12 protein-coding genes and 1 tRNA gene are annotated in these 12,470 nt (G+C 63.8%); 8 read left to right on the top strand and 5 right to left on the bottom strand.

Annotation, left to right across the window (positions count from 1 at the left end; genetic code table 11):
• Positions 1-399: 399 nt before the first annotated feature.
• Positions 400-487: transfer RNA gene (locus tag BN60_RS04290), tRNA-Leu, on the top strand.
• A 70-nt stretch (positions 488-557) separates the two neighbouring features.
• On the opposite strand, the gene BN60_RS04285 is transcribed toward BN60_RS04290, so the two are convergent.
• Genes BN60_RS04285 through BN60_RS04265 form a run of 5 tightly spaced genes read right to left on the bottom strand, consistent with a single transcriptional unit; the run spans position 558 to position 6,256 of the window.
• Entirely contained in the window at positions 558-1,556 is a 999-nt protein-coding gene (locus BN60_RS04285; RefSeq protein WP_051150082.1) for an ABC transporter ATP-binding protein, read from the bottom strand.
• Positions 1,544-2,557: an ABC transporter ATP-binding protein gene (locus BN60_RS04280; protein ID WP_020694761.1), complete on the bottom strand. Its 1,014-nt coding sequence runs from the start codon at positions 2,555-2,557 to the stop codon at positions 1,544-1,546. Before BN60_RS04280 ends, BN60_RS04285 begins: the two co-directional genes overlap by 13 nt.
• Positions 2,529-3,479 (bottom strand): ABC transporter permease, encoded by a 951-nt coding sequence (locus tag BN60_RS04275; protein WP_020694760.1) that lies wholly within the window; start codon positions 3,477-3,479, stop codon positions 2,529-2,531. Before BN60_RS04275 ends, BN60_RS04280 begins: the two co-directional genes overlap by 29 nt.
• Positions 3,445-4,407: an ABC transporter permease gene (locus BN60_RS04270; RefSeq protein ID WP_020694759.1), complete on the bottom strand. Its 963-nt coding sequence runs from the start codon at positions 4,405-4,407 to the stop codon at positions 3,445-3,447. Before BN60_RS04270 ends, BN60_RS04275 begins: the two co-directional genes overlap by 35 nt.
• A gap of 58 nt (positions 4,408-4,465) precedes the next feature.
• The gene (locus BN60_RS04265) at positions 4,466-6,256 is read right to left on the bottom strand and encodes a peptide ABC transporter substrate-binding protein (protein WP_020694758.1); all 1,791 of its coding nucleotides are present in this window, start codon (positions 6,254-6,256) and stop codon (positions 4,466-4,468) included.
• Positions 6,257-6,388: 132 nt separating this feature from the next.
• Here BN60_RS04265 and BN60_RS04260 point away from each other — a divergent pair, with 132 nt between their 5' ends.
• The 7 genes from BN60_RS04260 to BN60_RS04230 all read left to right on the top strand — a co-directional run bounded on the left by BN60_RS04260 (position 6,389) and on the right by BN60_RS04230 (position 12,462).
• Positions 6,389-6,706 carry a DMT family transporter gene (locus tag BN60_RS04260; protein ID WP_020694757.1) on the top strand — a complete coding sequence of 106 codons (318 nt, stop codon included), beginning with the start codon at positions 6,389-6,391 and terminating at the stop codon, positions 6,704-6,706.
• A 12-nt stretch (positions 6,707-6,718) separates the two neighbouring features.
• On the top strand, positions 6,719-7,477 hold the full coding sequence (locus tag BN60_RS04255) for an SDR family NAD(P)-dependent oxidoreductase (RefSeq protein ID WP_043283626.1): 759 nt from the start codon (positions 6,719-6,721) through the stop codon (positions 7,475-7,477).
• Between the two features lies 1 nt (position 7,478).
• Complete coding sequence (locus BN60_RS04250) at positions 7,479-8,084, top strand: NUDIX hydrolase (protein WP_020694755.1); 606 nt, start codon at positions 7,479-7,481, stop codon at positions 8,082-8,084.
• A 77-nt stretch (positions 8,085-8,161) separates the two neighbouring features.
• A complete protein-coding gene (locus tag BN60_RS04245) occupies positions 8,162-8,551 on the top strand; it encodes a DUF2946 family protein (RefSeq protein WP_020694754.1) in 390 nt (129 codons plus the stop codon).
• A 61-nt stretch (positions 8,552-8,612) separates the two neighbouring features.
• Positions 8,613-10,793 (top strand): TonB-dependent receptor, encoded by a 2,181-nt coding sequence (locus tag BN60_RS04240; protein WP_020694753.1) that lies wholly within the window; start codon positions 8,613-8,615, stop codon positions 10,791-10,793.
• On the top strand, positions 10,793-11,980 hold the full coding sequence (locus BN60_RS04235) for a sialidase family protein (RefSeq protein ID WP_020694752.1): 1,188 nt from the start codon (positions 10,793-10,795) through the stop codon (positions 11,978-11,980). The genes BN60_RS04240 and BN60_RS04235 overlap by 1 nt, the downstream gene beginning before the upstream one ends.
• A complete protein-coding gene (locus BN60_RS04230) occupies positions 11,977-12,462 on the top strand; it encodes a TlpA family protein disulfide reductase (protein WP_020694751.1) in 486 nt (161 codons plus the stop codon). The genes BN60_RS04235 and BN60_RS04230 overlap by 4 nt, the downstream gene beginning before the upstream one ends.
• The last annotated feature ends 8 nt before the right edge of the window (positions 12,463-12,470 follow it).

Here is a 12,470-nt window from a genome sequence, read left to right as displayed (position 1 = left end):
GTGCCGCGCCAGCCAGAACACCCTTGAGAGCCAGGGCGGCCGATACCTCAGGCTCCAGCAAGTGCGGGAATTTGATAGCGATGGCCTTGCGGGTTGGCTCTCCGGCCAAGAAGGGGCCATAAATGCACTCACCCCCTCAGCCGCCGCCTCAACCTTCCCCACCATCAAACGCGCTGAATACGGCGCTTCGTCTTCTGTATCTCGGCTCTTAGCCTTGGCGATCTCTGCCTTTAGCTTCTCAGCACTAGCCCGGATCATATCTTTCTCCAGAGCATACTGGCGCTTCATAGGATCGTTTACGATCTCCACGTGTTCTCCTAATGCGGGACTAAGTCCGCGTGTGTTATTGGGTGCCCGACTGTGTGATAGAAGGCGTGACAGATCGCGCCAAACGTGACTGTCGGGCTGGCGGAACTGGTAGACGCATGGGGCTTAAAACCCCAAGTTTCATTGAAACGTGAGGGTTCGAGCCCCTCGCCCGACACCATTCAGGCCGGACTTGGAATCCTGAGGCCACAAGGCCGTGCCTGTTCGAGTCCGGTAGCGGGTACCAACCTTTAGCCTCTGTAGTGACAGGACACCCAATGGCCGGGCTTGCTCTCGCGCAGCTCGGGCACGCGCTGGGCGCAGTCAGGCTTGGCGATCGGACAGCGCGTGTGGAAGTGGCAGCCCGAGGGCGGCCGGATCGGATTGGGCACGTCCCCCTCCAGCATGATGCGCTTGCGCTTCACCGTCGGATCGGGGATCGGCACGGCCGAGAGCAGCGCTTCGGTATAGGGATGCAGCGGGTTGTCGTAGAGGTCGCGCGACGGCGCGATCTCGACGACGCGGCCGAGATACATCACCGCCACGCGCGTAGAGATGTGCTCCACCACGCTGAGATCGTGGGCGATGAACAGATAGGTGAGGCCGAACTGCTCCTGCAGGTCCTCGAGCAGGTTGATGACCTGCGCCTGGATCGACACGTCGAGCGCGGAGACCGGCTCGTCGCAGATCACCAGCTTGGGTTCGACGGCCAGCGCACGGGCGATGCCGATGCGCTGGCGCTGGCCGCCCGAGAATTCGTGCGGGAAGCGCCGCATGTGGTCCGGCTGCAGCCCCACCGTCTCCAGAAGCTGCACGACACGATCCTCGAGCGCCTGCCGCGACGCCGCGAGGTTATGGATGATGAGCGCCTCGCCGATGATCGCGCCGACCGTCAGACGTGGATTGAGGGACGCATAGGGATCCTGGAAAATGATCTGCATGTCGCGCCGCAGAGCGCGCAACGCATCGGTCTTCATCTTGGTGACGTCGGCGCCCTGAAACAGCACCTCGCCCGAGCTGGGCTCGATCAGGCGCAGGATACAGCGGCCGGTCGTCGACTTGCCGCAGCCGGATTCGCCCACCAGACCCAGCGTCTCGCCAGGGGCAATATCGAAGCTGACACCGTCGACGGCATGGACCTTGTCGACGACGCGCGAGAATACGCCACCCGTAATCGCGAAGTGCTTGCGCAGATCGCGGACCGACAGCAGCGTCTCGCCGCTGGGCTGCGGGCCGCTCACAGCACGCACCGTACGAAGTGGCCCGGCCCGACTTCCTTGAGGGGCGGCATCGCCCGGGTACAGACCTCCATGGCGTGCTTGCAGCGCGAGGCAAAGCGACAACCCGGCGGCGGATCGAGCAGGCTCGGCACCGTGCCCGCGATCGCTTCCAGACGCTGCTTCTTCTCGGCCGCCCGGTCGACGCGCGGAATCGAGCGGATCAGGCCCTGCGTGTAGGGATGCCGCGGATTGCCGAACAGCGCTTCGACCGGCGCTTCCTCGACCACCTTGCCGGCGTACATCACCGTCACCCTCTGGCAGGTCTCGGCCACCACGCCCATGGCGTGGGTGATCAGCATGATCGCCATACCGAACTTGTCCTTCATCTCCTGCATCAGCTCCAGGATCTGCGCCTGGATGGTGACGTCGAGTGCCGTCGTCGGCTCGTCGGCGATCAGGAGCTTGGGCTGGCAGGAAAGCGCCATGGCGATCATCACCCGCTGGCGCATGCCGCCGGAGAACTGGTGGGGATAATCGTGCACCCGGCGCTGCGGATGCGGGATGTTGACCAGACGCAGCATATCCGCGGCGCCAACCAGCGCCTGCTTGCGCGACAGTTTCTGGTGCAGCTCGATCACCTCGGCGATCTGGTCGCCGACGGTGTAGACCGGGTTGAGCGAGGTCATCGGCTCCTGGAAGATGATCGCGATTTCCCGGGCGCGGATCTTGTTCATCTCCGTCTGATCGAGGGGGATCAGGTTCCTGCCCCGCCACAGAATTTCGCCGCCCTCGAAGCGGCCCGGCGGCATGTCGATCAGCTTCAGCACGGAGCGTGCCGTCACCGTCTTGCCGCACCCCGACTCGCCTACGACGCCCAGCGTCTCGCCGCGATCGATATGGAGATCGACGCCATCGACGGCACGCACCATGCCGTCATCGGTCTTGAACCAGGTCTTGAGACCGCGGATATCCAGCAGAGGTTCAGCCACGCATACGCTCGCGTCAGAGGACTCGGCGCGGGTCGAGCGCATCGCGCAAGCCGTCACCGATGAAGTTGATGGCAAGCACGGCCAGGAAGATGGCGGCGCCGGGGAACAGCGCCCAATGCGGCGCGATATCGAGATAATCCTTGGCGTCGCGCAACACACTGCCCCAGGTCGGCACGTCGGACGGGAAGCCGAGGCCGAGAAACGACAGTGTGGATTCGGCGATGATGGCGGCGGCGACGTCGATGGTGCCGGCCACGATCACCGGCCCCAGAGCGTTGGGCAGGATGTGCTGGACGACCTGACGCGTCTTGGAGGCACCTAGCGCGCGGGCAGCCTCGACGAACTCTTTTTCGCGCAAGGAGAGGAACTGCGCACGCACCAGACGCGCTACCGGCATCCAGCGCAGGCCTCCGATCACCACCACGATCAGGATGAAGGCGCCGCCCTCGACACCGAAAATCCCTTTCATCGTGTCGCGGAAGAGGTAGATCACCAGCAGCAGCAACGGCAGCTGCGGCAGCGACAGGAAGAGGTCGGTAAGCCACATCAACACGGCATCGACCCGTCCGCTCGACATGCCGGCCAGCGCACCGACCAGGATACCGACGACGACGGCGACGACCATGGCCGCCAGCCCGACGGCCAGCGAGATGCGGCCGCCATAGAGGAGCCGCGCCAGAAGATCCTGGCCGAGATCGTCCGTGCCCAGCGGATGGGCCCAGGACGGCCCCTGCAGCTTCGCGGCAAAGTCGATGTCGTTGATCGGCACCGGCCAGATGACCGGCCCGAGCGCCACGGCCGCGAACATGACGATCAGCACGATGCCGCTCACCACGGCGAGCCTGTGCCGGCGGAAACGCCGCCATGCCTCGCGGGCCGGCGTAACGGGCCGGCTCTTGCGAGCGGCTGCCGCGGCGACGCGCGGTGCTTCAGCGGAAAGCGATGCGGGGGTCGAGCCAGCCATAAAGGATATCGGCGATAAGGTTGAAGAGGACAACGAGACAGGCGAACACGAAAGTCACGCCCATGACGACGGGCGTGTCGTTGGCGAGCATGGCCGAGATCAGCAGCGAGCCGATGCCGGGAACGCGGAAGATCTGTTCCGTGACGATAGCGCCGCCGAACACGATCGGCATCTGCAGCGCCACTAGGGTCACGACTGGGATCAGCGCATTGCGCACGACATGCTTGGTAATCACCTTGCGCTCGCCGATGCCCTTGGAGCGCGCAGTGGTCACATAGTCCAACCGGATGACGTCGAGCACCGAGGAGCGTACGTAGCGTACCAGCGAGGCGCCCTGGAACAGGCCCAGCACCGCCACCGGCATGATCGATTGTTTTATGTGCTCCCAGTAGAACAGCCAGCCTTTGGCTTCTATGTCGGTGCGATAGACGAAGGGCAGCCAGTCGAGCTGGATCGAAAACACCAGGATCAGCAGCAGGCCGGTGAAGAAGGTCGGCAGCGAAAAGCCGATGAAGGCCAGCGTATTGGCGATCTGGTCGAACACCGAATAGGGCCGGGTCGCGGCCAGCACGCCGACCGGCAGCGCCACCAAGATGGCGAGAATCTGCGAGGAGCCGATCACGATCAGCGTCACCGGCAGACGTTGCAGGATCAGCTGGTCGACATCCATGCGGCTGGCGAAGGAAAAGCCCCAGTCGCCCTGCAGCATGGCGGCGAGCCAGTGCAGGTAGCGCGTCCAGATCGGGTCATCGAGACCGAACTTGGCCCGCAACGCCATGCGGACCTCGGGCGGCACCGCAGGGTTGGTGGCAAGTTCCTCGAAGGGATCGCCCGGCGCCATGGCGAGCACGGCGAACAGGACGACGCTGATCCCGAGCAGACTAGGGATGGCGATCAGCAGGCGACGGATAATGTACTGACGAGACATTGGCGGGCCTTACGCCCCTCCCCCACAGAGCGAGGGAGGGGTCCTAACTGGCTGTGTCTCAGGCTTCCTTGAACCAATCCGACAGGTCGGATGTATTGTTGTCCCAGCCGCTGATCTGTGCCTTGAGTTTGAGCGCCTGCGCAGAGACCGTCGGCCGCTGCACGACGCCCAACACGATGTGATTCTGAATCGCCAGGTCGTTCATCTTGATGAACATCGCGGCCCGCTTGACGGGATCGAGTTCCGACTCCGATTCCCGATAGAGCTTCTCACACTCCGGACTCTGCCAGCGCGTGATGTTGCGGCCCTGCCACTTGTTGTCCTTGGAAGCGGCCTCCCAGGGGACGAACTGAAGCATGTGCAGCGCGGGATCCGGCTGCGTCATGGTCGTCGTGTACATCTCAAGGTCTGTATAGAACTTGGTGTAGGTGTCCGGATTGGCGACGTCGGACGAGAAGAAGACCGATGCCGTCACCGATTTCAGTTCGATATCGATGCCGGCCTTCTGGGCAGCCTGCTTCACGATCGCCTGCGTCTTCTGACGCGGCTGGTTGATCGAAGTCTGGTAGACGAACTTCAGCTTCTTGCCATCCTTGGCACGAATGCCATCGGGCCCCTTCTTCCAGCCGGCTTTCTCGAGAATGTCGTTCGCCTTGTCGACATTGAACTCGATCGGATTGTTCTTGGAACGGAAGCGTTCCGGATTGTAGAGGAAGTCGCGGGTCGCCGGGCCGGTACGCCCGTAGATGTGCTGCTCGATCGACTTGTTGTCGACTAACAGCGCCATCGCCTTGCGCACTTCCGGATCGCTGAGCGTCGGGTGCTTGGTCTTGAGGCTCGACCGCTCGCCGTCGACCTCGGTCCACGGATCGGTCTGGTTCATCAAGAAGAACTCGATGTTGCCGCCCGGCGTGACCTGGACGCGGCCCTTGCCGCCCTTCTCCAGTCGCGACAGAATCTCGTCTTCGACCTGCATGTTCCAGGCGAAGTCGTATTCGCCGGTCTGCAACACCGCACGCGCCGCCGACACCGCATCGCCGCCGCCCTTCATTTCGATCGCATCGAAATAGGGCTTGTTGGCCTGGTGGTAGTTCGGATTGATCACGCCGGAAACCATGTCGCCCGGCTTGAAATCCTTGAACATGTAGGGGCCGGTGCCGACCGGCTTCAGATTGGTGGGAGCGTCGCGCGACTTGGCGCCGATGTAGTCGGCAAACAGATGCTTGGGGATGAGCTGTCCGCGCGCACCGACGAACGCATCGGCCCAGAACGGCGTCGGCTTCTTGAACTTCACGACCACGGTGTACTGGTCAACCTTTTCGGCAACGACGTCCTGATAGGAGCCGATCGTGTAAGCTGCCGTCGCCGGGTCCTTGGCGTACTCCCAATTGAAGATGACGTCGTCGGCCGTGAACGGCTTGCCGTCATGCCAGGTGACGCCCTGCTTCAGCTTCCAAGTGACCGACTTGCCGTCGGCGGCGACGCCGCCATTCTCGCGGGTCGGGATCTCGGCTGCCAGTTTGGGCTTGAGATTGCCTTCCGTATCCCAGGCAGCCAGCGGCTCATAGAAGAGGCGCGAGCCGTCTTGATCCTTGGTGCCGACCGCGAAATGTGGGTTCAGAAGGGTAGGCCCCTGCCACCACAGGACCTTCAGCGTGCCACCGCCGCCGCGCTTCGTCGGTTTGTAAGTCGATGGGCTCTGCGCCATCGCAACGCCCGACTGCATCAGAAGCAGGCTGGCCGTCGGTGCGGCAATGCCAACCGCCATCATGCTCCGGACGAAGCCTCGTCGCGACAGCTTGCCGGCCTTCACCTTCCCAATGAGGCCACGCAATTCACGTTCGTTCATCGTTACGCTCCCAAGTCTTGGATGTCCGTCCCCGAGCCGCCCTCGCTATGCTGCAAGATGCGTGCAATTCTCTGATCGTTACAGGCTGTCACGCTGCAGTCAATGACAGCTCGAATTCTTGGGGGAGATTCCATGGCATGGCTTTATCTGGTTTTGGCAGGGATTTGCGAGATCGGCTGGCCGGTCGGCCTCAAGCTCGGCTGGACCGACGAAGGCGCCCGTCCTTGGTGGATCGTATTCGCGATCGTCGCCATGGCAGCCAGTGGCGCGCTGCTTTTGTGGGCACAGCGGGTCATTCCGATGGGCACCGCCTATGCGGTCTGGACCGGCATTGGTGCCGTCGGCGCCTTCACGGTCGGCATCCTGGCGTTCGGTGATGCCGTGTCGACCATGCGGATCGTCTCGATTGGCCTTATCGTCGCCGGCATCATCGGCCTCAAGCTCGCGTAAGGATGCGTACCCATGCGTATGAAAGGGAAAGTCGCACTGATAACGGGTGCGGCGAGCGGCATGGGTGCCGCAACCGCCCGTTTGCTGGCGCGTGAAGGCGCCAAGGCCGTGGTGCTCGCCGATGTCCTCGACAAGGAAGGCGAGGCCGCCGCTGCCGAGATCACGAAGGCAGGCGGCACGGCACATTATGTCCATCTTGACGTCACCAACGAAGATCAGTGGCAGAAGGTGATCGACGGAATTGTCGCCGCCCATGGTGGCCTGGACGTGCTGGTGAACAATGCCGGGATCTCCGGGTCGGCCGAGCAGGACCTCTACGATACGGATGCCTGGAACCGGCTGATGGGCATCAATGCGACCGGCGTCTTCCTCGGAATGAAGCACGGCATCGCGGCGATGCAGAAAGGTAAACGCCACGGCTCGGTGATCAACCTGTCCTCGATCTCGGGCATCGTCGGCCAAGCCTACATCCATGTCGGCTACAACGCCTCCAAGGGTGCCGTACGACTCCTAACCAAGGCAGCCGCCGCACAACACGGCAAGGAAGGCATCCGGGTCAACTCGGTACATCCGGGCCTGATGCCGCCGATGCGCACGTCGGGGCGTACGGCCGATCCCGAGCAGCGGGCCAAGACCCTGAAGGGCGTGCCGCTCGGCCGCGCTGGGGAGGTCGACGAAGTGGCCTATGCCATTCTCTTCCTGGCTTCCGATGAATCCTCGTATGTCACCGGCGCCGAGCTGGTGGTCGACGGCGGCTGGACGGCGGTCTGACATGAAAGACGAGAAGCAGGGCGCCACGGTCGCTCCCTGGAAAGTGCTGGAGTCCCGGTACGCTTACCGCGACCGTTGGATCGCTCTCCGGTCGGACAAGGTGGAGTTGCCCAACGGCCACGTCCTCGCGCCCTATCATGTCATCGAGCAACCCGACTGGGTGACGGCCCTGGCTCTGACGCACGACGGCAACATCATCCTGATCGAGGAATATCGCCACGGTTGCCAGCAGACCGTCGTCGAACTGCCGAGCGGCATCCACGACAAGCCGGATGAGCCGACTATCGAGGCAATGAAACGCGAGCTTCTCGAAGAGACGGGCTTTGCCTCCGAGGAATGGCATCCCCTGGGCACGTTCTTCGCCAATGCACCGCGGCTCAACAACCGCGTTCACTGCTTCCTGGCGCTGGATGCTCGCAAGGTGGCCGATCCCAAGCTCGACGATGGCGAGGTACTGGTGCCGCGCCAGGTCCCCTTCGCCGAATACATCGCCGATTTGCGTGAAGGACGACGTACGCTGCACGGCTTCCAGGGCGGCGCGATGTGGCTGCTGCATCTCCATGCCGCGAAAACCGGCGACCCGCGGCTTGCCCCTTTGCGCTTCTGACTCCTGCAACCCTGCTGCGACACTATGAGAAACAGCGTCGGCTTGTGATTGGCCGACGGGCCTGCCAAAAATTCACCATGATCCGCAAACGTCCCGATTCGGGTTGGCGCGCATCGGCATTTGCCGTTGCGTTGTTTGCGATCACGCTCAACTTCCTGCAGCCGATGGCACACGCTGCCATGCTGCGCGATGCGGGTCCGCTCGCTGCCGCCAAGATGTGGGGCGCTTTCTGCCTACCCAGTGCAGGCCAAGACGACTCCCCGTCGTCCACGCCGGCGGAAACCCAGAACCACGAATGCTGCCTTGGCCTCGCTCACGCGCCGGTGCTGGCCGAGCCCTCCGCCGCATTCATTCGTATCGAGCCTGTCGTCACGACGATCCGCGTCGTGGCCGCAGTCGATGCACACTCTCCCGTCGGCATTCGCGACGGGCCCAGTCAACCCCGCGCGCCACCTTCCCTCGTCTGACTCCTGAAGCCGCGACGCGCTCACCCGCGTCGCGTTCGTTTGTCATTCGTGGGGAGAGTTCATGTTTTCCGTTCGCGCGGCGACGTTTGCCGCCTTTACAGCCTTGGGGCTGGCTCCTGTACTGGCCAAGGCGCAGGTCTCATCGACAGCGGACCCTCCGGCAGCACCACCGGCGGCGACCATCAATCTGCCGCCGATCACCGTCAGCGCCGGCCGCGGTTCCGACCTCGAGAAGCTCGATGTCAGCACGACCGTAGTCACGCGAGAGCAGATCGAGGCCATGCCGGAGACCGGCGTCGACCAGATCGTGAACCGCATCCCCGGCGTCTGGCTGCCGACGATCCCGACCGGCCAGCTTCATCCGACGGCCCAGCCGGTCAACATTCGCGGCTTCGGCACCACCACGACCATCAACACGCTGGTGATGGTGGACGGCGTGCCGATCAACGACCCCTATTTCAGGACCATCAACTGGAGCGCGATCCCGAAGAATTCGGTCGACCGGATCGAGGTCATCCGCGGCGGCGGGGCGACCAGCCTGTGGGGCAACATGGCCATGGGCGGCGTCATCAACATCGTGACCCGCGAGCCCACCAAGACTGGCGTGGCGGCCGACGTGAGCTACGGCAGCTTCAACACCTCGACCGCCGAGATCTCGACCAGCCTCGCGGTGAACGACAAGCTGAAGGTCGGTCTTTCCTACAACCACACCCAGAGTGCGGGTTACAACACGACGCCCGCCCAGTATCGCAACGTCAACCTCGTCCCGACCGCGTCGAAGGCCGACAATGTCGCCTTCTCCGCCTTCCTGACACCCAGCGAGAGTCTCAAGCTCTACGCAAAGGCCTACTTCAACCAGACCTACGAAGATGGCCTGACCTGGGCCTACGCCCATAACAACTGGTCGACCTATCGGCTGCTGCTGGGCGGCTCCTATCGGCTCGACGAGAAATCCTCGATCAACTTCAACGCCTGGGCTGGCGGCGGCTCGTTCGGCACCATCAACGTGGCGAGCGGCGCCTATACGCTGAACAACACCAGCGCCACGAACCAGTTCGTCAGCCAGATCGAGACGGCACCCAATTCCGAGCAGGGTGGCTCGATCTTCTACGAGGCGAACTTCGGACCGATCCGCGACGTCAAGATCGGCGTCGACGCACGCCGTATCGTCATCTCCGACTACAACAACCTCTACGCCAGCGCGACCGCCGCCCCCACCAGCTTCGTCGCCAATGGCGAGCACCGGCTGCAGGGCATCTTCGCGCAGGGCACCTATCGCGTGCCGGGCATTCCGCTCGATGTCACGATCGGCCTACGCGGCGACTTCTGGCAGGCGCTGAATGCCAATGTGTTGACCGTCAATTCCGGTACCAACAATCCGGTCGCCAACTCCAGCGCCTCGAGCTTCGATCCGCGGCTCGGACTGAAATTCCATGTTACCGACGAGCTGGTGCTGCGTGGCGCGATCTATCGCAACTTCTCTGCGCCGGGCATGAACCAGATGTACCGCAGCTTCGCCAGCGGCACGTCCTACACGGCCATCAATCCCAACCTGCAGCCCATGACCAACTTCGGCCAGGAGATCGGCTTCGACTTCCAGTGGCGCGAGTTCAACCTGTCGGGAACCCTCTTCAACAACAACCTCGACAACTTCATCGACTTCGTCACGGTCTGCAATGCCAGTGCGGCGTGCGCTGCTCCCTTCGTCTCGGCGGCAGGGCTCAGTCCGGCCTTCACGACGGTGCGGCAGTACCAGAATGTCGGCAACGCCACCTTCCGAGGCGTCGAGATCATCGGCGGCTGGCAGCCGACCAAGGAACTGAAATTTGGCGCGAGCTTCGTCGCCACCTCGGCCTATCTCACCAGTTCCAACTTCCCGACCCTGATCCGGACCGGCGTACAGCTCGGGCAGGTACCGACCACGATGGTGACCGCCAGCGCCGAATGGCGGCCGATTTCGGAGCTGGTGCTGACGGCGTCCTTGAAGTCCTTCCCCGCCTACTGGAACGACACGGGCCACACCCAGCTCAACGAGGGGGCAACCCTGATCGATCTCGGCCTGACCTATTCGCCGGTCAAGGATGTCGACATCTACGCCAGCGTGCAGAACCTCACGAACGTGCAGTATCTCGCGTCGGGCTATACCCTGACCTCGTTCGAGGGTTCGACGGTCAACGCCTCGGCTATTCCCGCCCTGGGGATGCCGCTCACCGCCACCGCCGGCCTGCGAGTGAGGTTCTGATGCGCCTGTTCCTTGCCTTCCTGGCGACCCTTCTGCTGGCTGGCCCCGCTGCCGCCCAGCACCACAATCACGGCAAGCCGGGCGCTGCGCCTGAAGCCTTCACTGCCACACCGGCCTTCGGTCCCGACGGTACGCTATGGCTGGTGCGCGCGTCGGCCGACAAGATCGCCGTGGTGAAATCGACCGATCTCGGCAAGACCTTCTCCGAGCCCGTCGCGGTGACGCCCGAGGCGATGAACCTCGACTGGGGTCCCGATGCGCGCGCGCGTATCGCGGTCGATCCAAAGGGTGGGGTTATCGTCACCTTCGCCATCTTCCAGGACAAGAACTTCAACGGCCGCGCCTTCTTCGCCCGCTCCAACGACAACGGGGCGAGCTTCACACCGCCGCGGCCAATCACTACCGACAAGACCAGCCAGCGTTTCGAGACGGTGGCCGTCGATCCCTCGTCGGGTCGCGTCTTCGCGGCCTGGCTCGACAAGCGCAACGGCCCCAGGGCGCGCGCCGCAGGCAAGCCCTATCCTGGCGCCGCCCTGGCCTATGCCTGGGAGGATGGCGACACCGGCTTCGGCAAGACGGAGATCGCGCTCGACAACACCTGCGAATGCTGCCGGCTGGGCGTCGCCTTCGCAAGATCGGGCCGGCCTGCGATCGTGTTCCGCAATATCTTTCCCGGTTCGGTGCGCGACCATGCCGTCGTCACCTTCACGGACGCGACGACACCCGGTCCGCTGCGCCGGGTCAGTGCCGACGACTGGAAGATCGAGGCCTGCCCGCATCATGGCCCCACCATCGCCATTGCGCCGGACGGGTCCTATCACGTCGCCTGGTTTACCGATGCGCCGTCGCGCAAGGGCCTGTTCTATGCCCGCGCCGATAATGGCAACGTTCCCTTCAGCGCACCGCGTGCCCTGTCCTCTCCCAACCGCCAGCCGGCCCGGCCCTATCTTCTATCGGACGGTCAGGCCCTGCATCTGGTGTGGAAGGAATTCGACGGCACGAAGTCGGTGGTGCGTTGGCAAGTGAGCCGCGACAGCGGCCGCCAATGGACCGACGCCCGTACGATTGCCGAAACCGCCGATGCCTCGGACCATCCGCTGCTCGTCGCCCATGGTGGCCACGCCTATCTCTCGTGGCTGACCAGGGTCGAGGGCTATCGGCTGATCCCGCTGGAGAACCAGCCATGAGAAAGACCGCCATCCTTGCCCTGCTGCTGGCGCTGGGACCCTTTGGCCAGGCCCACGCCGCCGATCCGCAGCCGTTCGAGCGGGGCAGCTGGTCGAGGCTCATGGCTGCCCATGAAGGCCAGCCGACGATCGTACATCTCTGGGGGCTCACCTGCGCGCCCTGCCTGACCGAGCTGCCGCATTGGGCCAAACTTCAGAAGGAGCGTCCGGACATGCGGCTGGTGCTGCTGGCCGCCGACCCCGTGCCGCAGCCGCCGGCGCGCGTCGAGGAAATGCTAACCCGCACGGGCCTCGGCGAGACAGAAAGCTGGAGCTTCGCCGACCGCTTCAACGAACGCCTGCGCTATGAGATCGATCCCTCCTGGTCCGGCGAACTGCCGCGCACCCTGATGATCGACCGCGAGGGCAAGGTAACGACCCTGCTGGGCGTTGCCGATCTTGCCGAGGTCAAAGCCTGGCTCGACCGACAGCGCCAACGTTGAAGCTGGCT

The sequence above is a fragment of the Reyranella massiliensis 521 genome (assembly GCF_000312425.1).
GTDB lineage: Bacteria > Pseudomonadota > Alphaproteobacteria > Reyranellales > Reyranellaceae > Reyranella > Reyranella massiliensis.
This window is presented reverse-complemented; position numbering and strand designations above follow the sequence as displayed.

Bases quoted from the DNA above. Each gene is read 5' to 3' on its own strand.
- BN60_RS04265 (WP_020694758.1), bottom strand. From the start codon at position 6,256: ATGAACGAACGTGAATTGCGTGGCCTCATTGGGAAGGTGAAGGCCGGC.
- BN60_RS04255 (WP_043283626.1), top strand. From the start codon at position 6,719: ATGCGTATGAAAGGGAAAGTCGCACTGATAACGGGTGCGGCGAGCGGC.
- BN60_RS04245 (WP_020694754.1), top strand. From the start codon at position 8,162: ATGATCCGCAAACGTCCCGATTCGGGTTGGCGCGCATCGGCATTTGCC.
- BN60_RS04240 (WP_020694753.1), top strand. From the start codon at position 8,613: ATGTTTTCCGTTCGCGCGGCGACGTTTGCCGCCTTTACAGCCTTGGGG.
- BN60_RS04235 (WP_020694752.1), top strand. From the start codon at position 10,793: ATGCGCCTGTTCCTTGCCTTCCTGGCGACCCTTCTGCTGGCTGGCCCC.
- BN60_RS04250 (WP_020694755.1), top strand. From the start codon at position 7,479: ATGAAAGACGAGAAGCAGGGCGCCACGGTCGCTCCCTGGAAAGTGCTG.
- BN60_RS04260 (WP_020694757.1), top strand. From the start codon at position 6,389: ATGGCATGGCTTTATCTGGTTTTGGCAGGGATTTGCGAGATCGGCTGG.
- BN60_RS04275 (WP_020694760.1), bottom strand. From the start codon at position 3,479: ATGGCTGGCTCGACCCCCGCATCGCTTTCCGCTGAAGCACCGCGCGTC.
- BN60_RS04280 (WP_020694761.1), bottom strand. From the start codon at position 2,557: ATGCGCTCGACCCGCGCCGAGTCCTCTGACGCGAGCGTATGCGTGGCT.
- BN60_RS04230 (WP_020694751.1), top strand. From the start codon at position 11,977: ATGAGAAAGACCGCCATCCTTGCCCTGCTGCTGGCGCTGGGACCCTTT.
- BN60_RS04270 (WP_020694759.1), bottom strand. From the start codon at position 4,407: ATGTCTCGTCAGTACATTATCCGTCGCCTGCTGATCGCCATCCCTAGT.